This window comes from Shimia sp. NS0008-38b, assembly GCF_040370365.1.
In the GTDB taxonomy this organism is placed as follows: Bacteria; Pseudomonadota; Alphaproteobacteria; order Rhodobacterales; family Rhodobacteraceae; genus Shimia.
Map to the genome: position 1 here is coordinate 761,679 of NZ_BAABWQ010000002.1, position 22,265 is coordinate 783,943.

The 22,265-nt window shown below is 56.5% G+C and carries 23 protein-coding genes; 9 read left to right on the forward strand and 14 right to left on the reverse strand.

All coding sequences use genetic code 11. The features are described 5' to 3' along the window. Nucleotides 1-8: 8 nt before the first annotated feature. The 3 genes from ABWV47_RS09785 to ABWV47_RS09795 are packed head-to-tail and all read right to left on the reverse strand — an operon-like array spanning nt 9 to nt 2,235. Nucleotides 9-821, reverse strand: a complete 813-nt coding sequence (locus ABWV47_RS09785) for an ABC transporter substrate-binding protein (protein ID WP_353311204.1) — start codon at nt 819-821, stop codon at nt 9-11. Beyond that, nucleotides 818-1,537 carry an ATP-binding cassette domain-containing protein gene (locus tag ABWV47_RS09790; protein WP_353311206.1) on the reverse strand — a complete coding sequence of 240 codons (720 nt, stop codon included), beginning with the start codon at nt 1,535-1,537 and terminating at the stop codon, nt 818-820. The genes ABWV47_RS09785 and ABWV47_RS09790 overlap by 4 nt, the downstream gene beginning before the upstream one ends. Continuing rightward, nucleotides 1,531-2,235, reverse strand: coding sequence for an ABC transporter permease (locus ABWV47_RS09795; RefSeq protein WP_353311208.1), 705 nt, complete (start codon nt 2,233-2,235; stop codon nt 1,531-1,533). The genes ABWV47_RS09790 and ABWV47_RS09795 overlap by 7 nt, the downstream gene beginning before the upstream one ends. 397 nt (nt 2,236-2,632) lie before the next feature. On the opposite strand from ABWV47_RS09795, the gene cysK reads away from it, so the two are divergent. Continuing rightward, entirely contained in the window at nt 2,633-3,697 is a 1,065-nt protein-coding gene (gene cysK, locus ABWV47_RS09800; protein WP_353311210.1) for a cysteine synthase A, read from the forward strand. A 70-nt stretch (nt 3,698-3,767) separates the two neighbouring features. Here the strand turns inward: cysK and ABWV47_RS09805 are convergent, their stop codons facing one another. The 3 genes from ABWV47_RS09805 to ade all read right to left on the reverse strand — a co-directional run bounded on the left by ABWV47_RS09805 (nt 3,768) and on the right by ade (nt 7,470). Beyond that, nucleotides 3,768-4,055, reverse strand: a complete 288-nt coding sequence (locus tag ABWV47_RS09805) for an HU family DNA-binding protein (RefSeq protein WP_353311212.1) — start codon at nt 4,053-4,055, stop codon at nt 3,768-3,770. Nucleotides 4,056-4,186: 131 nt separating this feature from the next. Next, on the reverse strand, nt 4,187-5,665 hold the full coding sequence (locus ABWV47_RS09810) for an AMP nucleosidase (protein WP_353311214.1): 1,479 nt from the start codon (nt 5,663-5,665) through the stop codon (nt 4,187-4,189). Continuing rightward, nucleotides 5,662-7,470 (reverse strand): adenine deaminase, encoded by a 1,809-nt coding sequence (ade, locus tag ABWV47_RS09815; RefSeq protein ID WP_353312076.1) that lies wholly within the window; start codon nt 7,468-7,470, stop codon nt 5,662-5,664. Before ade ends, ABWV47_RS09810 begins: the two co-directional genes overlap by 4 nt. A gap of 72 nt (nt 7,471-7,542) precedes the next feature. Between ade and ABWV47_RS09820 the strand changes: the two genes are divergently transcribed. Together ABWV47_RS09820 and ABWV47_RS09825 are read left to right on the forward strand one after the other, a co-directional pair. Next, entirely contained in the window at nt 7,543-7,974 is a 432-nt protein-coding gene (locus ABWV47_RS09820; protein WP_353311216.1) for a VOC family protein, read from the forward strand. Nucleotides 7,975-8,059: 85 nt separating this feature from the next. Continuing rightward, the gene (locus tag ABWV47_RS09825) at nt 8,060-8,809 is read left to right on the forward strand and encodes a class II aldolase and adducin N-terminal domain-containing protein (RefSeq protein WP_502959693.1); all 750 of its coding nucleotides are present in this window, start codon (nt 8,060-8,062) and stop codon (nt 8,807-8,809) included. A 40-nt stretch (nt 8,810-8,849) separates the two neighbouring features. Here the strand turns inward: ABWV47_RS09825 and ABWV47_RS09830 are convergent, their stop codons facing one another. Continuing rightward, complete coding sequence (locus tag ABWV47_RS09830) at nt 8,850-9,791, reverse strand: GlxA family transcriptional regulator (protein ID WP_353311220.1); 942 nt, start codon at nt 9,789-9,791, stop codon at nt 8,850-8,852. Between the two features lie 77 nt (nt 9,792-9,868). On the opposite strand from ABWV47_RS09830, the gene ABWV47_RS09835 reads away from it, so the two are divergent. From ABWV47_RS09835 to ABWV47_RS09855, 5 genes are all read left to right on the forward strand, one after another. Next, on the forward strand, nt 9,869-11,029 hold the full coding sequence (locus ABWV47_RS09835; RefSeq protein ID WP_353311222.1) for an acyl-CoA dehydrogenase family protein: 1,161 nt from the start codon (nt 9,869-9,871) through the stop codon (nt 11,027-11,029). A 96-nt stretch (nt 11,030-11,125) separates the two neighbouring features. Next, nucleotides 11,126-11,401 carry an Rdx family protein gene (locus tag ABWV47_RS09840; protein WP_353311224.1) on the forward strand — a complete coding sequence of 92 codons (276 nt, stop codon included), beginning with the start codon at nt 11,126-11,128 and terminating at the stop codon, nt 11,399-11,401. Nucleotides 11,402-11,455: 54 nt separating this feature from the next. Beyond that, nucleotides 11,456-13,483: an acetate--CoA ligase family protein gene (locus ABWV47_RS09845; RefSeq protein ID WP_353311226.1), complete on the forward strand. Its 2,028-nt coding sequence runs from the start codon at nt 11,456-11,458 to the stop codon at nt 13,481-13,483. Beyond that, nucleotides 13,480-14,265 (forward strand): carnitinyl-CoA dehydratase, encoded by a 786-nt coding sequence (locus ABWV47_RS09850; protein WP_353311228.1) that lies wholly within the window; start codon nt 13,480-13,482, stop codon nt 14,263-14,265. The genes ABWV47_RS09845 and ABWV47_RS09850 overlap by 4 nt, the downstream gene beginning before the upstream one ends. Before the next feature lie 46 nt (nt 14,266-14,311). After that, nucleotides 14,312-15,166: an SDR family oxidoreductase gene (locus ABWV47_RS09855; protein ID WP_353311230.1), complete on the forward strand. Its 855-nt coding sequence runs from the start codon at nt 14,312-14,314 to the stop codon at nt 15,164-15,166. 54 nt (nt 15,167-15,220) lie between these two features. Here the strand turns inward: ABWV47_RS09855 and dxs are convergent, their stop codons facing one another. Genes dxs through ABWV47_RS09890 form a run of 7 tightly spaced genes read right to left on the reverse strand, consistent with a single transcriptional unit; the run spans nt 15,221 to nt 21,055 of the window. Next, complete coding sequence (gene dxs / locus ABWV47_RS09860) at nt 15,221-17,149, reverse strand: 1-deoxy-D-xylulose-5-phosphate synthase (protein ID WP_353311232.1); 1,929 nt, start codon at nt 17,147-17,149, stop codon at nt 15,221-15,223. Nucleotides 17,150-17,164: 15 nt separating this feature from the next. Further along, complete coding sequence (locus ABWV47_RS09865) at nt 17,165-18,034, reverse strand: polyprenyl synthetase family protein (RefSeq protein ID WP_353311234.1); 870 nt, start codon at nt 18,032-18,034, stop codon at nt 17,165-17,167. Nucleotides 18,035-18,049: 15 nt separating this feature from the next. Continuing rightward, entirely contained in the window at nt 18,050-18,292 is a 243-nt protein-coding gene (locus ABWV47_RS09870; protein ID WP_353311236.1) for an exodeoxyribonuclease VII small subunit, read from the reverse strand. After that, nucleotides 18,289-19,224, reverse strand: coding sequence for a histone deacetylase family protein (locus ABWV47_RS09875; RefSeq protein WP_353311238.1), 936 nt, complete (start codon nt 19,222-19,224; stop codon nt 18,289-18,291). Before ABWV47_RS09875 ends, ABWV47_RS09870 begins: the two co-directional genes overlap by 4 nt. 55 nt (nt 19,225-19,279) lie before the next feature. Then, entirely contained in the window at nt 19,280-19,777 is a 498-nt protein-coding gene (locus ABWV47_RS09880; protein WP_353311240.1) for a hypothetical protein, read from the reverse strand. 54 nt (nt 19,778-19,831) lie between these two features. Then, nucleotides 19,832-20,533 (reverse strand): response regulator, encoded by a 702-nt coding sequence (locus ABWV47_RS09885; RefSeq protein WP_353311242.1) that lies wholly within the window; start codon nt 20,531-20,533, stop codon nt 19,832-19,834. Between the two features lie 24 nt (nt 20,534-20,557). Further along, a complete protein-coding gene (locus ABWV47_RS09890) occupies nt 20,558-21,055 on the reverse strand; it encodes a MarR family winged helix-turn-helix transcriptional regulator (RefSeq protein WP_353311244.1) in 498 nt (165 codons plus the stop codon). A 178-nt stretch (nt 21,056-21,233) separates the two neighbouring features. Between ABWV47_RS09890 and ABWV47_RS09895 the strand changes: the two genes are divergently transcribed. Further along, nucleotides 21,234-22,103, forward strand: coding sequence for a branched-chain amino acid aminotransferase (locus ABWV47_RS09895; RefSeq protein WP_353311246.1), 870 nt, complete (start codon nt 21,234-21,236; stop codon nt 22,101-22,103). The last annotated feature ends 162 nt before the right edge of the window (nt 22,104-22,265 follow it).

Here is a 22,265-nt window from a genome sequence, read left to right on the forward strand (position 1 = left end):
TAGAGGTTCTAATGTTTCTGGGCGTTGAAAATGAACAGCCGTCCACCTTCCAACGTGTACCCGTCAATGAGCGCGCGCGCGCGATCACTTATCAACCAAGCTTCCAGTTTCTCGGCCAACTCGGCTTGCACATGAGGATGGGTCACAGGATTGACTGGAAGGTAGGCATATTGATTGAACAACGCAGGGTCACCGGCATAGAGCAAAGCCAAATCCCCTTTGTTGCCAAATTTCAGCCAACTGGCTCTGTCACTCATGATGTAAGCGTTTAGCCCTGACGCTGTGTTCAGCGCAGCCCCCATGCCAGCCCCAGCCTCCTTATACCAAACAGCGGCGCGCGCCTCTGCGTCCACTCCGGCCCCAGCCCACAACGCAAGCTCTTTCTTATGCGTGCCGCTGTCATCGCCACGGCTCACAAACGCTGACTGCGTTTGCGCAATCGCCACCAAGGCTTCATCCGCGGTCTCCGCCGCGCTCACCAGTGCCGGATCACCTGATGGGCCAACAATCACAAAGTCATTGAACATGATCTCGCGCCGATGGGTGCCGTGGCCGTCCGCGATAAACTTTTCCTCCGACGCTTTAGAATGCACCAGAATCGCATCCACATCACCTGCCGCGCCCAACCGCAAGGCCTGTCCAGTGCCCACCACCAGCAACTGTACTGTGAGACCCAGATCCTTCTGGATCTCGGGTAGCAAAACATCCGCAAGGCCAGAGTTATGAAACGACGTCGTCACCGCCACTTTCAAACTCTCCGCTTGCGCCATCGCAGTGCTTGCAACCAGCGACAAGACAGCCAAAACCGCACCAATTTTCATTCGACAATATCTCCGTTCAGGAACGCGCGCGCTTCCTGACATCTTGGGGTTTCAAAAAACGTATCTGCAGGCGTCTGTTCAAGTATTCGCCCGTGATGGATAAACCACACATCCTGTGCCAGTCGCCGGGCCTGCCCGACGTCGTGGGTCGACATCACCACCCGTGTTCCGGCCTGAAATGCCTCTCGTAGAATCTCTTCGAATTCCCGAGTCGCACTGCCATCCAGGTTGGCGCAGGGCTCATCTAAGAACAAAATCTGCGGATCACGGATCAACGCCCGCGCCAACGCCAGTTTCTGGCGTTCGCCACCTGACAAGACCGTGCCTTGCTTGTCAGCACTCTCGCTCAACCCAACACGGGCCAACCACTGCTCTGCCCGCATCCGCGCCTCTTTGCGCGACACTCCATGTGTGATCAGCGGGTACGCCACATTCTCGAGTGCGGTGCGCCGCATCATGATCGGGGCCTGAAACACAAAAGCCTGATATGCCCGCGTTTCCGGCTCTGGCAACTGCCACGACAACTTCCCGCCACGCGCCAACCGCTCCATACCATGCAACATCCGCAGCAGGGTGGTTTTACCGGCCCCATTGGGGCCCATCACAATCGTCAATCCAGTCTCGGATACTGTTGTAGAAATCGGGCCAACCAAGGTTTTGCCACGACGTCTGACAAAAGCGTTTTCCACACTCAAAGGAAGAATAGCGCTTACCATCGTCCGCTCACCTCCGTTCTAGACAGCATGTGGATGATCAAATTCACCGCCACAGCAAGACCGATCAATACAAAGCCAAGCGCCAGTGCCAGAGCAAAATTCCCCTTACCGGTTTCCAATGAAATGGCTGTCGTCAGCACCCGTGTTGCATGATCAATATTGCCCCCAACAATCATAATTGCGCCGACCTCACCGATCCCACGTCCAAACCCGGCAAGCGAGGCCGTCAACAAAGCACGCCGCCCATCCCACAAGAGCGTCCCAATGCGCTGTCGTCGCGACGTGTTCAGGGAAATCAGCAGATCATGATATTCTGCCCACAGTTCGCGAATGGCCTGATGGGCAATCGAGGCGATGAGCGGAGTCAAAATCACCACTTGGGCAATGATCATCGCCGTAGGAGTAAACAGCAGACCAAACACGCCAAACGGGCCTGAGCGCGATAGCAGCAAATAGACAATCAATCCAACCACAACCGGCGGCAGGCCCATCAGCGCGTTGAGGGTGGCAATCACAAAGCGGCGATACCGAAAGCGCCGCACAGCCAACCAACACCCCAATGGCAATCCAATGGCCGAGGCCACAAACACCGCAGTTAACGTCACCCGCAACGATCTCAGCGAAATCTCGATGAGATCTGAATCCAGCGTTATGATCATTTGGCCTGCCTGAAGCAGCCCTGCCAGAATCTCATTCATGTATTATACTGCCGTGCCTCCGTGGTGCTCCTTGTCGCCTGGTAAGGAGTCGTGACTTCATTGTTGTAATTCTAAGGCTTGGCAAGCAAACCCCTAAAGAAAAAGCGCCACACCCCTTTTCGGGATGAAAATTGGCCCAAAATGTCCCCGAGTGATCTCTGGGACACGTCATTCTGTCCCTCAAATCCGCCAGAAGACCGAGAAAAGAGGTCTGCCATTCAAATCCGGTTGGCTGTGCTTGTTCCAAAATCTCCCCGGCCTCAGGACGACATTGATAGATTTTTGCCACAGCACCGTCCTGCGTTCTTAATTCTCAAAGTCAGAGGCAGAGGCCTACCCGCCGCGAACCAACCTCACTACCTTATTTTCAATGAGTAATTTTCCCAAGGATGCTAAAATGACCCGACATACCGAAGGGCGCGGCCGCCGTTACAATAGTATTTTGGACACCATTGGTAACACGCCTGTGGTGCGCTTGAACCGCATCGCGCCACCCCATGTGAATATGTTTGTGAAGTTTGAAGCCGCCAATCCCGCGGGGTCTGTCAAAGACCGGCTGGCGCTTAACATCATTGAATCTGCCGAGAAAGACGGACGGCTCAAGCCGGGCCAAACCGTGGTGGAGGCCACCTCCGGCAACACGGGCATTGGCCTGGCCATGGTCTGCGCCGCCAAAGGATATCCGCTGGTGATCACCATGTCTGAGGCTTTCTCAGTGGAACGCCGTCGCCTGATGCGGTTTTTGGGTGCAAAAGTTGTGCTAACCCCAAAAGCGCAAAAAGGCTTTGGCATGTACAATAAGGCCAAAGAACTGTCTGAGGCCAACGGCTGGTTCCTCGCGAGTCAGTTTGAGACCGCCGACAATGCGAACATCCATGAAAATACAACCGCGCGCGAAATCCTCGCCGATTTTGCTGGCGAGCCTTTGGATTATTGGGTGACGGGGTACGGGACCGGAGGCACTCTGTCCGGCGTGTCACGTACACTTCGCAAAAAGAGTCCTGAGACAAAGATCATCCTGGCTGAGCCTGCCAACGCAGCATTGGTGGACTCCGGCTATGTGAACTCCCGCAACAATGCGCATCAAGCCACTGAAAGCCACCCCAGCTTTGAGCCACACCCCATTCAGGGCTGGACGCCGGATTTCATCCCATGGGTGCTTCAGGAGGCACTAGACAAAAACGGCTATGATCAACTGATCAAAACGCCGGGACCGGACGGAATCGCGTGGTCACGCCGCTTGGCCGCTGAAGAGGGTATCTTTGTCGGCATTTCTGCCGGGGCGACCTTGGCGGCCGCCATCGAGGTGGCCAAAGACGCGCGGGATGGGGCGAACATTCTTGTGATGCTGCCTGACACCGGCGAACGGTATCTCTCTACACCGCTGTTTGAAGGTGTGGCTGAGGACATGAATGAAGAAGAAACGACTATCTCTCTGTCGACGCCGAGCGCACAGCTTTAGCGCATCGATCCCACAACAAAAAAGGGCCACTCAAACGAGCGACCCTTTTCGCAATCAGTGATCAAGAAGATCAACCGTTCACGCTGTCTTTCAACGCTTTTGCAATGGTCATTTTCACAACCTTGTCTGCGTCTTTCTTGATCTGCTCGCCAGTCGCTGGGTTGCGAACCATACGCTCAGGGCGCTCACGGCAATAGATTTTGCCAACGCCTGGCAGGGTCACTGCGCCACCGCCGGACACTTCGCTTGTGATCAAGGCACAAACTGCTTCCAAAGCAGCGCCTGCGGATTTTTTGTCAGAGCCCATTTCTTCGGCCAGAGCGGCAACGAGTTGGGTCTTGGTCATCGGTTTTGCCATTTCAGGTCTCCATTAGTCTGCCCGAATATTGGGCCTCGTGCCCGGCATTTAACGGGATGTTGTGGGTGAACACAATAAATTGTATGCCAAAAATCCTATTTTTTATGGGTTTTCCACAGGTTTCCGTAGGGTCAGAGGAAGGCAGTCTCATCAAAAGAGCGCAATTTCCGCGAATGAAGCCGTTCAAGCGGCATTTCACGAAGTCGCTCCATCGCTCGAATTCCGATCAACAAATGCCGCGCGACCTGTGTTTTATAGAAGTCACTCGCCATACCGGGAAGCTTCAATTCGCCATGCAGCGGTTTGTCGCTCACGCACAAAAGCGTCCCATAGGGCACCCGAAACCGGTATCCATTGGCAGCGATGGTCGCACTCTCCATGTCCAGTGCAATGGCGCGAGATTGGCTTAGGCGCTGTACTGGGCCGGTGTGTTCGCGCAGTTCCCAATTGCGATTGTCAATTGTCGCGACCGTCCCTGTGCGCATCACACGCTTAAGCTCGAACCCGGACAGCTCGGTCACTGTGGCCACAGCCTCTTCAAGCGAGGTCTGAACTTCCGCAAGAGCGGGGATCGGCACCCACACCGGCAAATCGTCATCCAGCACATGATCTTCGCGCAAATACGCATGCGCGAGCACAAAATCTCCAAGACTTTGGGAATTGCGCAATCCCGCGCAGTGGCCCACCATAATCCAGGCATGAGGCCGCAAGACCGCGATGTGATCTGTCGCCGTTTTGGCGTTAGAGGGCCCAACGCCAATGTTGACCAATGTTATTCCAGAGCCATCAGCGCGTTTTAGGTGATATGTCGGCATCTGCGGTTGCTTGTCTACCGGCGCAATCGGCGTTTCTGCGTCGGTGATTTCAACGTTTCCCGTGCTGACAAAGCTTGTGTAGCCACTTGCCTCATCTGCCAACATCTCCCGTGCGTAAGCTTCAAACTCGGTGACGTAGAACTGGTAGTTGGTGAACAAAACATGGTTTTGGAAATGCTCAGGATCAGTGGCGGTGTAGTGGCTCAAACGCGCAAGCGAATAATCCACGCGTTGTGCGGTAAACGGCGCCAAGGCCCCAACCCCGTCACGATCCAAACTGGCCGTGCCGTTTACGATATCATCGTTGGTATTAGAGAGATCAGGAACGTCAAAGATATCGCGCAGGGTGAAATCCGCCGCGCCTTCTTGCGGCACGGTTAGATCTGTCTGCGCTGCAACGGCAAAATGAACCGGAATGGGTGTCGTCGATGCGCCAACCCAAACAGCCACCTTATGATTTTCCAACAAGAGCGAGATCTGCTGCTTAAGGTAATTGCGAAACAAATCTGGCCGCGTGATCGTGGCAGCATGCACACCGGGCTCTGCCACATGCCCAAAACTCAACCGACTGTCTATTTGAGCGAAACTGGTCGTCGTGATCCGAATTTCGGGATAGAAAGCACGAATACGATGTCCATCCGGGCCCTTGCGCAGCGCGCGCCGGAACTGACCGGAAAGATAGGCTGTGGCCAGCTGATACAGTTCTTCCAATCGCGCCACAGCTGCCGCCGCATCGGTGAATGCCTCAGGTGCAGGGACCGCCGGAGAATGAACAGGGATTGTTTGAGGTGTCATTGAGCCGCCTTAATCACATCAGTCATTTCAAATTTCGTCACATCTACAAGCCCCAAATCAGAAATCCGCAACTCCGGGATAACGACAAGCGCCAAAAGCGAGTGTTGCATATAAGCGTTGTTTAGGGTGCAGCCGCAAGTCTCCATGGCCTCCACCATAGTTTGCGCCTTGGCGGCAACATCAATTGCGGGCGCATCCGACATCAACCCGGCAATCGGCAGCTCCACCAGCGCGATCTCTTCACCATCTTTGATGACAGTGACGCCGCCGCCAACTTCACCCAACCGATTGGCGGCTTGCGCCATCATCTCACGATCCGTACCGACCACAATCATATGGTGGCTGTCATGTGCCACCGTTGAGGCCATGGCCATTTTTCCTTTGTATCCAAAGCCGGACACAAACCCATTTGTGACACCACCCGTGCCTTGATGACGCTCCACCAGCGCAATTTGGCAAACGTCCTGTTCCAAATCTCCGCCAACCACACCTGCGGCCACTGCCAAATCCGCCGTCATAGCTTTCGTCGGGGCTTGGTTTTCGATGACCCCAATGACATTCGCCGTAACCTGCGTTGCCCCGGCCGGGGCTGGCACCTCAAAATCCGTCGCCACTCGAGTGCGACCAAGGTTGACGGTCTGACGGGCATGTTCTGGCCAATCGTAGTGCGGACACGCAACCAACACCTCTCCGTCTTTGGCCACAGTCACACCGCGCGCAATCACATGCTCAATCGGCAAAGTCTTCAAATCACGGGTCAAGATCACATCGGCACGCCGCCCCGGCGCGATCGACCCCAGATCGCGCTCAAGCCCAAAGTGGGTGGCTGTGTTGATCGTCGCCATCTGCAGCGCCACCAACGGATCACACCCGCAGGCGATCGCATGGCGGACCACCCGGTTCATGTGTCCGTCATTCACCAAAGTGCCCGAGTGGCAATCATCCGTGCACAGGATGAAGCTGCGTGGATCAAGGCCCTTTTCCGTGATCGCCGTGATCTGCGTTTCCACATCATACCATGCCGACCCCAACCGCATCATCATGCGCATGCCCTGTCGCACGCGCGCGATTGCATCTGCTTCACAGGTGCCTTCGTGATCATCCGCCGGACCACCTGCTGCATAAGCGTGGAAGTTTTTGCCCAAGTCTGGGCTGGCATAGTGCCCGCCAACAGTTTTACCGGCGTTTTGGGTGGCGGCAATTTCTGCCAACATCTGTTGGCTACCGTTGATCACACCGGGAAAGTTCATCATTTCCCCAAGTCCAATAATACCCGGCCACGACATCGCCTGCGCCACATCGTCTGGCCCGATTTCATATCCTGTTGTCTCCAAACCCGGCGCGGATGGGGCACAGCTTGGCATCTGCGTAAAAATGTTGATGGGCTGCATCAAAGCTTCATCGTGCATCATCCGCACGCCTTCCAAACCCAAAACGTTGGCAATCTCATGCGGATCCGTGAACATGGTCGTGGTGCCGTGACCAATGACAGCACGCGCAAACTCTGCCGGCGTCAGCATCCCGCTCTCAATGTGCATATGCCCGTCGCACAGACCGGGCACCATGAACCGCCCGTCTGCCTCAATGATCTCTGTCGTTTCGCCGATACAATGGCTGGCATCCGGCCCGACATAGGCAATGCGGCCAGAGATCACGGCTATATCGTGATCTGGCAACACCTCACGGGTGTGCACGTTCACCCACTGACCTTTGCGAATAACAAGATCGGCAGGGGATCGGCCCGCTGCCACGGCGACAAGCTGTGGGGCAACATCGGCCCAGCTTTGAAAATGCGTGTGTTCCATGACCCACGTTGACATGAGCATTGGCGGTGTTCAAGCTCTCGCCGTTTGAAGCTTTTGCGAAAGGTGTTTCTCATGGATTTTGAAACCGTAAGCGCTGAAAAGTTCGGGGCAAGCTTGCGCGGCATAGGGCTAAACCTCTTGGTGCGGGACGTTCCCGGACTGTGCGCGACCTTGGTCGACGTTTTTGACATGACAGCCCACCGCATCAGCTCCGATTTTGCCATCTTGGTGTCTGGAACAGACGTGTTTCAATTGCACAGTGATGCCACCTATCACAGCCACCCGTTGCCAAGTTTGTTGCCCGAAGCTGGTGCGCGCGGCGCAGGCATTGAAATTCGCTTATATGACACGGACCCAGATGCGGCCCACGCAAAAGCTGAAGCGCAGGGTATGACAATACTCCAACCTCCCACCAACAAACCCCACGGCTTGCGCGAATGTTACTTACTTTGCAAAAACGGTTATGCTTGGGTGCCAAGCCGCCCCTTGTCCGAAAATGACTGATCAATTTGCGACGTCGCAAACCGAACAGAACTTCCCTTAGCAACCGTGCTCAGCTGCCCCCGAGTATAAAGGATTTCAAATGACCATGTCCGACCCTCGACTGAACATCGATCACTGGCAGGCCCGTGTGGATATGGCGGCAGCCTTTCGCTGGACGGCACGCCTGAATCTCCACGAAGGTGTGGCCAACCACTTCAGCCTTGCGACCAATCCAGATGGGACACGGTTCTTGATGAACCCCAATCAGATGCACTTCGCCCGCATCAAAGCCAGTGACCTGATCGAGATTGACGCAAACAATCCCGAGACTTTGGAGGGCCCAAATGCGCCAGACCCCACCGCTTGGGGTCTGCACGGCGGCATCCATCGAGCTTGCCCGCACGCGCGGTGCGTGATGCATGTGCATTCTATTTTCGCAACCGTATTGGCAAGCTTGGCAGATTCACGGCTCCTCCCCATTGATCAAAACTGTGCAACGTTCTTCAACCGATACGTTATTGATGACGGATACGGAGGCCTGGCCTTTGAAGATGAAGGCGACCGCTGCGCAGCCCTTCTGACCGACCCGAAAAAGAAAGTCATGATCATGGGAAACCATGGCGTACTCATCATTGGCGACACCGTCGCGGACACCTTCAACCGTCTGTACTATTTTGAACGCGCAGCTGAGACTTACATTCGCGCTTTGCAGACCGGCCAACCCCTACGCGTTTTGCCAGATGACATTGCCGAAAAGACCGCGAAAGAACTCGAAGAGTACCCAGACCAAGATGTGCGTCACCTCGAAGAATTGAAAGCCATTTTGGAGTCAGAGGGAGATACATTCGCGTCCTGAGACACCGCTGTCTCACACCTGCTGTCACAACATCTGCGCACTAGGCTTTTCGTAGCTCCCTCGGCGCCATGCCAAATGTCTCACGAAAGGCCCGTGTCATCGATGCGGGACTAGAATACCCGACACGCAGCGTGATTTCCGCGATCGATAGGTCCGTTTCTGACACCAATTTACGCGCCAAATTTAATCTGATGCGTCGGTAAACAGTGGCCGGGACAGCCCCCAATTCTGCGCGCATACGATGCTCCAAGGTCTTTTGTGTTGCCCCCGCTTTGGCGGCAACATCCACAATGCTCAAAGGCGCTTCGAGGTTTTCTTGCATGATGGCCAAGGCGCGATTCACCAAACGCCCAGCCGGGGTCGCGCCCCCACTGTGTGAACGTGCACTATCCCGTGTCATGAACAGTTGCGCCACTTCCATCGCCAAGGCTTGCCCGTGGTCACGCCCAATGAGATGCAGCACAAGATCAAAGGCCGCCATGGCGCCAGAACACGTGATACGATCTCGATCCACCACGAAGCGCTCTCTTACAACCGCAACCTCCGGAAACCGTTCTTCAAACGGGGTGAGCTCTTCCCAATGAATTGTCGCCCGATACCCATTGAGCAACCCGGCTTCCGCCAACAACCAACTGCCTGTGTCCATGGCCATCAGTTGCGAAAACCGCCGCACTGACGCCCTCAAGGCGGCTTGGGTCGCCCATCCTCCATGATCCCGAAACCCATAAGACGGCATAACGACAAGAGTATCTCCACGCGCCTCCGACACGCGCCCATGTGGCGCCACCGATAACCCCGAAGAACTCGTCACGGCCGCGCCATCCAAGGACAAAAATTGCCAGTCATAAAGGTCCCGCCCCGAAAGCGTATTGACCGCCCGCATAGGTTCAACGGTGTTGGCAAGGCAATGGTTGGAAAACCCCTCAAAGAGAAGAACCCCGACCTTCTGCGGTGCAGCGTGTGAATTTAGCCAAATCTGCATGATAAAGGAGTATTCCTGCACATTATATCCCGTCAACCCGGACGAGCCTAGTCGCAATCACGCGAATGGAGTGTCCCATGCATTTTGGCCTGACCGAAGAACAGGAGATGATTGTCTCCACTGTCCGCAGCTTTGTTGAGAACGAAATTTATCCCCACGAAGCAGAGGTCGAACGTACGGGCCAAGTTCCGCACGAACTTGGTGAGGCCATCAAACAGAAATGCATAGATCTGGGGTTTTATGCCTGTAACTTCCCAGAAGAGGTGGGCGGTGCTGGCCTTTCACATTTGGATTTCACGCTGGTGGAACGCGAACTTGGGCGCGGCTCCATGGCCCTCACCCATTTCTTTGGCCGCCCCCAGAATATCCTGATGGCCTGCAACGGCGAGCAGCGTGAACGATATCTTTTGCCCGCTGTACGTGGCGAAAAAATGGATGCATTGGCGATGACAGAACCTGATGCAGGGTCAGATGTGCGTGGCATGAAATGTCAGGCACAACGCGACGGCGGAGATTGGGTTATCAATGGCTCCAAACACTTCATCTCTGGAGCGGAACATGCCGATTTCTTCATTGTGTTCATTGCCACAGGCGAAGACGACACCCCCAAAGGCCCCAAGAAGCGCATCACCACTTTCCTAGTGGACCGAGCCACACCCGGGTTTGACGTGCGCGACGGCTACAATTCGGTCAGCCACAAAGGCTATAAGAACTACATCCTGTCATTCGATGACTGCCGACTTCCGGACGCACAAGTCCTTGGTGAGGTAGATGGCGGCTTTGCGGTGATGAACGAATGGCTCTACGCCACCCGCCTGACCGTTGCAGCCTTTTCCGTTGGTCGCGCGCGGCGCTGTTTTGACTATGCGCTGAACTACGCCGCCGAGCGCAAACAGTTCGGCCAGCCCATCGGGAAATTCCAAGGCGTCGGCTTCCAAATCGCCGACATGATCACCGAGATTGATTCCGCTGACCTGCTCACTTTGTCCGCGGCGTGGCGGTTGGACAATGCTCTCCCGTCCAACCGCGAAATCGCTTCTGCCAAACTCTATGCCTCCGAGATGTTGGCGCGGGTCACCGACACAACCTTGCAGATCTTTGGCGGCATGGGGCTGATGGATGATTTCCCAATCGAGCGGTTTTGGCGGGACGCACGTGTCGAACGTATCTGGGATGGCACCAGTGAAATCCAGCGCCACATCATAAGTCGCGATCTTTTGCGCCCGCTTGGCGCATGAGCCGCACTGTGCTGAACCTGCCGGAACCCATTGCCGATCTGCCTCATTTGCGGCACTCAGACAGCACACCGTTTGAGGCCAGCTTAGGAGTGCTCCATGAAACCAACAGTGACAATCAGCTATTGTGTGGGCTGCAAATGGCTTCTGCGGGCCGGCTGGATGGCTCAAGAGCTGTTGCAAACCTTTGGCGACACATTGGCAGGTGTGACCATTGCACCAGCCGAAGTACCCGGCACGTTCAAGATTGCAGTGGACGGAACACTCTTATGGGATCGCAAACGCGACGGCGGCTTCCCCGAGGCCAAAGAGTTGAAACAGCGCCTACGCGACGTGATTGCTCCGGACCGCGATCTGGGACACTCCGACAGCTAAGTTCGTCAGACCCAAGGCTGCAAAACACACAAAACAGTTGTCGAGGCGCGCGTCATGGCAGCTGACCTCTCACGACTGCTACGCCCCAAATCAATCGCCGTGATCGGTGGGGGTGCATGGTGTGCCGAAGTGATCCGCCAATCCGAAAAAATTGGGTTTGGCGGAGATTTATGGCCTGTGCATCCCAAAGGCGGGACATTGGAGGGACGCACAGCCTACCAATCGCTGGACGACCTTCCCTCAAGCCCGGATGCTGCCTTTGTCGGCATCAATCGGTACGCCACTATCGATGTCGTCGGCCAACTTGCAAAAATGAACGCAGGTGGCGCGGTATGCTTTGCCTCAGGCTTTACAGAAGCAATTGGCGAGGACATCCACGGTGCGGAGTTACAGACGGCTTTGATTGAGGCCGCAGCAAAAATGCCGATCCTGGGTCCAAATTGCTATGGCTTGATCAACGCTTTGGACGGCATCGCCATCTGGCCTGATCAGCATGGCTGCAGTCGCGTCGAGTCCGGCGTCGCGATCCTCACGCAAAGCTCCAACATTGCCATCAACCTCACAAATCAGAAACGCGGCCTGCCCATCGCCTATGTGGCCACCTGCGGAAACATGGCGCAGCTCAATCAGGCGCAAATCGCCTCTGCCTTTTTGGACGATCCCCGGGTCACCGCCATCGGGCTGCACATTGAGGGCTTCACAGACCTGCGCGCTTGGGAACAGTTTGCTGCCAAAGCTTATCAAAACAATGTCCCGGTTGTAGCCTTGAAAGTGGGTACAAGTGGCGAAGCACAGGCCGCCACAATTTCCCACACCGCGTCCCTCGCAGGCAGCGACGCTGGCGCACATGCGCTGATCCAACGGCTTGGATTTGCGCGTGTTTCCGAATTGTCCGTGTTCCTAGAAACCCTCAAACTGCTCCATATGCAGGGTCCTTTGCCCTCGAAAAACATCGCCTCGATAAGCTGTTCCGGGGGAGAAGCCAGCCTGATGGCTGACACCGCGTTTCACACCAGGCTAACGTTTCCACCTCTGACCTCTGCACAGGAAGCAGACCTGCGCAATGTGCTCGGCCCAATGGTCGCATTGGCCAATCCGCTGGACTATCACACATACATTTGGCGCGACGCTGACACTATGGCCAAGGCTTGGTCTGCAATGATGGCACCTGATGTCGCCATGACGTTCTCGATTGTAGACTATCCGCACGAAAACCGCAGCGATTGGGCATGCGCCACGGAGGCTGCGATCACAGCGCGCGCACAGACTGGCCGCGCCTTTTCAGTGGTTTCAAGTCTTCCAGAACTGATGCCAGACGACGTGGCGCGACAGTTGATTGATGGCGGTGTGATCCCACTCTACGGTCTGCGCGATGCTGTCGAGGCCACCGCCGCAGCCACAGAACTCACCGCACCGCAGGACCCGCCCTTGGCGATCCCGGGGCACCCAACAGCGCCCACCGTTCTTACGGAAGCAGACGCAAAACAGGCCCTGCGTGCTGCCGGATTAGATACTCCCCAAAGCCGCACGGTGGGCCGAAGATCACCACTCAGTTTGTCTGAAGCCGCGCAAAGTCTTCAAGCGCCTCTCGTTCTAAAAGGCCAAGGTATTGCCCACAAAACCGAAGAAGGCGCGGTGCGTCTAAACCTCAACAAAGAAGACCTAGAAAGTGCTGCAGCGGCCATGCCCACAGACAGCTTTCTAATTGAGGAAATGGTTCAGGGCGCGGTTGCCGAGCTCTTGCTGGGGGTCACGCGTGACGCCGCCCATGGCTTTGTTCTGACCTTGGCCGCAGGAGGCGTTCTGGCAGAACTGCTGGAAGACAGCACCTCGCTCTTGGTGCCGAGCAGCCGCGTTGACGTGAAGATGGCGCTTTCAAAACTCAAGTGTACCAAACTGCTCGCCGGCTATCGCGGCGCGCCCGCGGCCAACATTGACGCTATTCTTGATGCTGTCGATGCGCTGCAGTCATACGTTCTTGCCAACACCGCCACCTTGGAAGAGGTTGAGATCAACCCGCTGATGTGCACGCCCACCCGCGCGGTGGCCGCCGATGCGCTGATACGAAAGGAAATGTCATGAGTGACAGCCCCATCAAAACCCGGCGCGAAGGTGCCATTCTCGAAGTCACTTTGGACCGCCCCAAAGCAAATGCAATTGATCTGGCAACCAGCCGGATCATGGGGGAGGTGTTTCGCGACTTCCGTGACGACGCTGATCTGCGCGTCGCGATTGTCACCGGGGGTGGTGAAAAGTTCTTCTGTCCTGGCTGGGATCTCAAAGCCGCCGCAGATGGGGACGCGGTTGATGGCGACTATGGCGTTGGCGGCTTTGGTGGCCTGCAAGAGTTGCGCGACATGAACAAGCCAGTGATTGCAGCTATCAATGGAATCGCCTGTGGCGGCGGCTTGGAATTGGCGCTTTCTGCCGACATTTTGATTTCCGCAGATCATGCGACATTTGCGCTGCCAGAAATCCGGTCGGGCACAGTGGCTGATGCCGCTTCCGTGAAACTGCCCAAACGCATCCCTTACCATATCGCCATGGAGCTTCTGCTCACTGGCCGTTGGTTTGATGCCCAAGAAGCGCACCGCTGGGGATTGATCAATGAAATTACCCCCGCCGACATGTTGATGGATCGTGCTTGGGAGCAGGCCCGGCTCCTCGCCTCCGGCCCACCGCTCGTCTACGCCGCCATCAAAGAGATCGTGCGCGACGCCGAAGACGCCAAATTTCAGGACGCCATGAACCGCATCACCCAGCGCCAACTGCGCTCTGTTGATGTGCTCTATGACAGCGAAGATCAATTGGAAGGCGCACGGGCCTTTTCTGAAAAACGTGACCCGGTTTGGCGCGGAAAATAGCCGCACGTCCCTTGTCCCTTACACGACCGTGGGGCAATGTGCCGACATGAGTAAAACCTTGCTTTCCCTTGGCCATGGCTACACTGCACAGGCCCTCGCCAAACGTTTGATCCCGCAAGGCTGGACAGTGCTGGGCACCCACCGCCACGCCGATCACGCAGACATGTTGCGCAGCCAAGGCGTCGTGCCACTTCAGTGGCCAATCGACGTCAGCGAAGCGCTGAACGGTGTCACCCACGTCCTGAGTTCAATCCGCCCTGACGATGATGGCGACCCAGTTCTTCGTGCGGGCCGCACCGCTCTGCAAGCAGCAGCCCCCAACCTAACTTGGGTGGGCTACCTCTCCACCACCGGGGTCTACGGGGACATGGACGGCGGCTGGGTGGACGAAGACACGCCACCTGATCCGGGCGGCATACGTGGGAAAATGCGCGTGAAGGCGGAGGCTGAGTGGCACGCCATCGACGGTCTGCCGCTCCACATCTTCCGCCTCGCGGGCATCTACGGCCCTGGGCGTGGCCCATTCGCCAAACTGCGCCGCGGCACCGCGCGCCGCATCATCAAAAAGAACCAAGTCTTCTCGCGCGCGCATGTGGACGATATTGCACAAATTTTGGAGGCTTCGATGCATGCCCCCAACCCGGGCCGCATTTATAACGTTTGCGATGACAGTCCAGCCCCACCCCAAGACATTCTCTCCTATGCAGCAGAGCTATTGGGGATAGACCCGCCCCCCGAAGTCGCCTTTGAAGACGCCGACATGAGCCCGATGGCGCGCAGCTTTTATTCTGACAGCAAACGGGTGCGCAACACGCGCATCAAAGAGGAGCTTGGCGTGGTTCTAAAATACCCAAACTACCGCGACGCGCTCAAATCCATGTTGGAACAGGAGACCACCTGACCACCTCACATTTGTGGGCCGCCTGGTCAGGGGCTTACGCTTTGCGAACAGACTTTAGGCCCGCTTGCTGTCCAGCGACGCAACACCCAGCACATCCAACACCTTGGCTTCGATGTGCTCCGCGTTCATCGCCGCTACGTCATACATGGTCTTTGGGCTCGCCTGATCAATGAAAGTGTCTGGCAGCACCATCGACCGGTACTTCAGCCCGCTGTCAAACACGCCCTCTTCCGCAAGAAGCTGCGCCACATGGCTGCCAAAGCCACCCACGGCACCTTCTTCAATGGTGATCAGCGCCTCGTGATTGGCAGCCAGATCAAGGATCATCGCCATATCCAGAGGCTTGGCAAACCGCGCATCTGCAATCGTTGGCGTAATGCCTTTCGCTGCCAAGACCTCTGCGGCCTTGCGCACCTCGTCCAATCGTGTGCCAAAAGACAACAACGCAACACGGCTGCCATCCTGCACCATGCGCCCTTTGCCGATCTCCAAAAGCTCGCCTTTTTCCGGCAATTCCACACCCACGCCTTCACCACGTGGGTAGCGGAAGGCAATCGGCCCGTCATCATAGGCCGCCGCCGTTGCCACCATATGTTTGAGCTCGGCCTCATCCGCCGCCGCCATCACCACCATGCCCGGTAGGTTGGCCATAAACGCGATGTCAAAACTGCCCGCATGGGTCGCCCCATCCGCGCCAACCAATCCTGCGCGGTCAATCGCAAAACGCACGGGCAAACGCTGGATCGCAACATCATGCACAACCTGATCGTAACCGCGCTGCAAAAACGTTGAGTAAATCGCGCAAAACGGCTTCATGCCGCCCGCCGCCAAAGCCGCCGAAAAGGTCACACCATGTTGCTCGGCAATGGCCACGTCAAAACATCGACTCGGGAAACGTTCAGCAAACAGATTGAGCCCGGTGCCATCCGGCATCGCCGCTGTGACTGCACAAATCCGGCTGTCCTCAGCCGCCGCCTCCACCAACGCCTGACCAAACACCGACGTGTAGCTTGGCGCGTTAGAAGGCGCTTTGTGCTGTTTGCCCGTCACCACATCAAACTTCGCCGTCGCATGACCTTTGTCACGCGCAGACTCCGCTGGGGCATATCCTTTACCTTTTTTGGTGATCACATGCAGCAGCACCGGGCCGGTTGCACGCTGATGCAAGGTGCGCAACAGCGGCAAAAGCTGGCTCATGTCGTGACCATCAATCGGCCCAACGTAGGAAAAGCCCAGCTGCTCAAACAGGGTGCCGCCGACCGCCATCCCCTTGAGCATGTCCTTGGCCCGCTTTGCCCCTTCACGGAATGGCTCAGGCAACAGGCTTACCGCGCCTTTGGCGGCGGATTTCAGCTCTTGGAACGGCTCGCCTGCATAAAGGCGCGACAGATACTCGCTCATCGCCCCCACAGGTGGGGCAATCGACATATCGTTGTCATTGAGGATCACAAACATCCGCTTGCCCAAATGGCCTGCGTTGTTCATCGCCTCATAGGCCATGCCCGCTGTGATCGACCCATCGCCAATCACCGCAATCGCATCCCCCAGACCACCGTCACATTGGCCGCCCAAATCGCGCGCCACTGCAAAGCCCAGCGCCGCAGAAATCGAAGTTGACGAATGCGCCGCGCCAAACGGATCAAACACGCTCTCGCTGCGTTTGGTAAACCCGGACAATCCACCTTCGGTGCGCAATGTCCGAATGCGGTCCCGCCGTCCGGTCAAAATCTTGTGCGGGTAACATTGATGCCCAACGTCCCACACCAATTTGTCGCGCGGCATGTCAAACACCGCATGCAACGCCACGGTCAATTCAACCACGCCAAGGCCAGCGCCCAAATGCCCACCGGTCTCACTGACCGCCGAAATCGTCTCTGAGCGCAGCTCATGCGCCAATTGTGTCAGTTCGCTGTCTGAAAACCGTTTCAGGTCCTCGGGCAAATGTACCTGATCCAACAGTGGGGTATGAGGTTTCGCTGACATAGACACGCCTTCCGGTTAGCTGTCTCGCGAGATAACGAACCGCGCCGCCTCTCGCAAGGTATCCGCATCCCCACCATAGGGGGAAAGCGCGTCACAGGCATCCGTCACAAGGTCGCGGGCCCGTTGCTTGGCGCCGTCCAAACCCAGATGCGACACAAAGGTAGCCTTGCCGGCATCCGCATCTTTTCCGACGGCCTTGCCGACCTTCGAGGCGTCACCTTCGACATCCAAAATGTCATCCGCAATCTGAAATGCGAGACCCAAGTCCATCGAGTAGCGCATCAGCGGTGTCAAATCGGCTCTGGCCATCACGGCTCCGGCGGTCGCAGACCAGGCGATCAACGCGCCAGTTTTTCCCGCCTGCAGACGGGTGATCTCTTCCAAAGACAGCGGGGTTTGCGCGGTCTCCGCCGCGATATCCAAAGCCTGTCCTAACACCATGCCCTGCGCGCCCGCGGCGCGCGCCAATGATACAGTCAAATCAGCCCGTACAGCGGCGTCTGGATGACACTCTTCACGACTTACGCACTCAAATCCAAGCGTCTGCAGCGCATCCCCCGCCAAAACAGCGGTACACTCATCCCACTTGATGTGTGTTGTCGGCAATCCGCGCCGCAGGTCGTCATCATCCATGCAAGGTAGATCATCATGCACAAGCGAATAGGCGTGAATCGCCTCGATTGCTGTTGCGGGCCAGATCGCATGGACGGGATCAACCCCGTGTAGCCGTGCACTCTCCAAAACCAGAAACGCACGCAAGCGTTTGCCACCCGCACTGGCGTATCGCATGGCCTCAACCACGGGCAAATCACCAAGCGTCGACGTCACCTCACGCAAGTGGGCCTCGACTTGCCGGGCCGCATCCTTCAATCGGGTATCAAACATCACGGACAGATGCGTTTACATGCCTTCAACTGGCGTTAAGCCAGCTGGGGCGCCACTGCCATCCAATGTGATCGCAGCAACCTTTTCTTCCGCTTCTTTCAGTTTGGCCTCACACCGAGCCTTCAACGCCGCACCACGCTCATAAAGGGCAATGGACTTTTCCAGCTCCACGTCACCACGCTCCAACTGGCCCACAACCTGCTCCAGCTCGCGCATCGCAGCTTCAAAGCTCATCTCGTCTACGGGTGTGTCACTCATCCGGCTCGCTCCATCAAAACCTTGACATGTGCAGCCACGGAGGCCGCCAAGGCGTTCAGATCATATCCACCTTCCAAAGTCGAGACCACGCGCCCCGCACAATGTCTCTGCGCCACATCACAAAGCCGCTCGGTCAGCCAAACAAAATCCGACTCAGTCCACTCAAGTTGTGCCAAAGGGTCATCCGCATGCGCATCAAACCCGGCAGAGACGATCAAAAGCTCTGGCTCAAAGCGCTCAAGTGCGGGCAACACCTCCGCCTCATAGGTCGCGCGCATTAGTCGGCCATCGCTGTGCGGCGGCAAAGGCCAGTTTTGGACATTGTTGTGCGCCCCAGTTTCCTCAGGCATGCCGGTCCCGGGCCACAACGGATTCTGATGACTGCCAATGAACAAACTCCGGGGTTCGTCCCACAAAAGCGCCTGCGTTCCGTTGCCGTGGTGTACGTCAAAATCCACCACAGCCACGCGGCTCAGCCCATGGCGTTCCATGGCGTGGCGTGCCGCGATGGCTGCGTTGCCAAACAGACAAAATCCCATTGGCGTGCTCTGTTCCGCATGGTGCCCCGGCGGCCGGCAGGCCACAAAGGCATTTCCCACCTCGCCCGCCATCACGGCATCCACTGCGGCGATACAGCCGCCAACCGCACGTCGCGCCGCCTGCAATGATCCCGGCGACATATGTGTGTCCCCATCCAATGCCACCACGGCCTGTGACGGCACCGCCGCTGTGATCGCATTCAGATGGCTTTGAGGATGACACAGCAGAATATCAGCATCTTCACATTCCGGCGCCTCGCGACGATCCAAGGTCGCAAATCCGGGCGCTGACAAGGCGCGATATATGTGCTCCAAGCGCGCCACCTGTTCGGGGTGACCATTTGGAGTGATATGATTTGTGCAATCGGGGTGGGTCAAAAACGCGGTGCTCATAACCGCACTCTACAAGCCGGGCTTTGCCGCACGCAAGCCAACAAGCAGCTCTGTCTCAGCCCATTTCATCCTGACATTCCAGGGCGGCTTCTAAGCCCACCATTGTGCCCCCTAGATCAATCTGCATCACCAAGCCTTCGCTATTGTAGAGCGTCATTGTGTACTTGGCCGCGATATCAAACAAGAAATCTGGATTGTCGAAATAGATGTCAGCTCCGGGCACATCGTAAAGGTAGATACCTTCGGCTTCGCCTTCGTATTCGTCCCCGTCCAAATCAAATAAGATCGGATAGATCGCGCCTTCGTCAATCGAGCCCCAAGCGTCATTAAACGCAGTGATGTATCCACTGCCCGCATTGCGATCAAAGCCGATGCGCACCAGTGACCCGTCACTGTACTCCGCTTGGATCAAACATCCGTCACCGAGTGTCGGATCGATCAACACGTCCCAACCGCCAGCTGTGCCCCAAGGCTCAAGCTCTTGTGCCGCCAGCGCAGTTCCGGCCAAAGCAATCGACGCGCAGACTGCGCAGTTTCTAAAATATGAAAGCATGTGTCTCCCCCAGTTGTATGACCAACCCGGCAGATATCACACCTGTCTTTGCGGTCAGTCTGGGGCCAGCATATATCCAGAGCCGCGCACAGTCTGTAAATACCTTGGCTGCTTGGGATCCTCTTCAAGCTTGCGCCGCAACCGCGTAATTTGAACATCCACCGCGCGTTCTTGGGCTTGCCCCTTATCGCGCCCCAGCTCTTCAACCAATTTGCCGCGACTCACAGGCTCCCCTGGGGTCTTCGAAAAAATCTTCATCAGCTGGCTCTCGGTGGCCGTCAGCCGCACAGGCGCCTCTCCCTGCCACATCTCACCACGATCAATGTCATAGCGAATGCCGCCCAGATGTAGCACTTTGGGCACCGTGGAGGCCTCATCAACCTCAGGCATGCGCCGCAAGATTGCGTTGATGCGCAACAACAGCTCTTTAGGTTCAAACGGTTTGGCCAGATAATCATCTGCACCCGCCTCAAGACCTGCAATCCGATCCTCGGTCTCACCTTTGGCGGTCAGCAGCAGAACTGGGGTTTGCGAAGTCTCTCGGATGCCTTTGGTCAATGTCACACCGTCTTCGCCCGGCATCATCACATCCAGCACAATCAGATCAAAATCCAAGCCCGACAACACCCGCCGCGCATGGGCGGCATCCCGCGCCGCGGTCACCAAGAACCCATTTCGTATCAAAAATTTGCGCAGCAAATCACGAATGCGCTCGTCGTCATCGACGATCAATAGATGCGGGGCAATATCATTCATTCATCAAGTCCTTATTGCCCCTATCTACTGACCTGTGTCGCGCAAAGACAAGTATTGTCGATGTAGCTCACCATCCATCATTGCCTCAAGCACCCGACGAAACCCAGACACCGCGTCCGGTCCAGCGTCCCGAAACGCCTTGCGCATACGTTCGCGCTGCGAGTCAGACAGGCGATGTTCCAACGTTACACCGGCTTCGGTTAAATACAGATTGCGCTCACGACGATCAGAGGTGCCAACCCGGCTTTCGACCAATCCATCTTCGATCAATGTGCGCAGCACCCGATTCAACGATTGTTTGGTAACACCGAGAATCGCCAACAAGTTTGTCACCGTGGTCCCCGGCGCACGGTTGATAAAGTGGATGGCGCGGTGGTGGGCCCGTCCATAAGCCATCGATTCCAAAATGCGATCCGGATCTGCGGTGAAACCACGGTAGGCAAAATACATTGCCTCTATGCCTTGGCGCAGCTGCTCATCTGTCAGATATAACAGGCTTTCGCTTCTCATGCCTTCGCCCATGATACCTCCAAAGATCACATTTGCCCGGTTTGCCCGTCACAATACGTCAGCTTTGTTGACACTCCAAGTCCAAACTGATAGCGAATCGCAGGATTTGCGCAACATTATGATCGGATCGGCCATATGGTGCGCAATAAATGGAAAATTGACGACCCTTTGAAAGGCGAAAGGAACGACCATGGCTGGTGCATATGACGATCGTGACGGCGTCATCTGGATGGATGGCGAATTTGTTGACTGGCGCGAGGCCAAGGTTCACGTCCTGAGCCACGCCCTGCATTATGCAAGCTCTGTCTTTGAAGGCGAGCGCGCCTACAACGGCAAGATTTTTAAGAGCATTGAACACAACGAACGGCTGTTCAAAAGTGCTGAATCGCTTGACATGCCGATGCCCATCTCTCTGGACGAGCTGGAAGCAGCCAAACAAGAGACCCTGAAGCGATCCGGCCTGCAGGACGCTTATGTGCGTGTGGTTGTGTGGCGCGGCTCAGGCGAAGACATGGGTGTCGCATCTGCGGCCAACCCCGTACGTGTCGCCATCGCGGTGTGGCCATGGGGCGCCTATTATGGCGATGCCAAGATGCAAGGTGCAAAACTCGACATCGCAGAGTGGAAACGCCCAAGTCCGGAAACCATCCCGGTCCACGCCAAGGCGGCGGGCCTGTATATGATCTGCACGATCTCCAAACACAAAGCTGAGGCCAAAGGCTGTTCGGATGCCTTGTTCATGGACTACCGTGGATATGTAGCTGAGGCGACCGGTGCCAATATCTTCTTTGTGAAAGACGGCGAAGTACATACCCCGCTGCCGGACAGCTTTCTGAACGGCATCACCCGTCAAACGGTGATTGGCATGCTCAAAGACCGTGGTGTCACCGTACATGAACGCCACATCATGCCCGAAGAGCTGGCGGATTTTGAACAATGCTGGTTGACCGGCACAGCCGCAGAGGTGACCCCCGTTGGTCAAATCGGCGACTACATGTTTGAAGTGGGCGATCTCACCCGCGAGATTTCCGAAGCTTACGAACAACTCGTGCGCGCATAATGTTTCGGTGCAGGTTGTGCCTGCGCTGATACTTCCGGGGGCATTGCCCCCGGCTCGATCAATCAAAAAGCGCAGCATATGTTCCCTGCGAAATGCTGCGCGAATTCTCCTGCCGTTTCAGCGCTGACCGGGATCGCTATTCCGAGCTGGAATGAGGCTTTG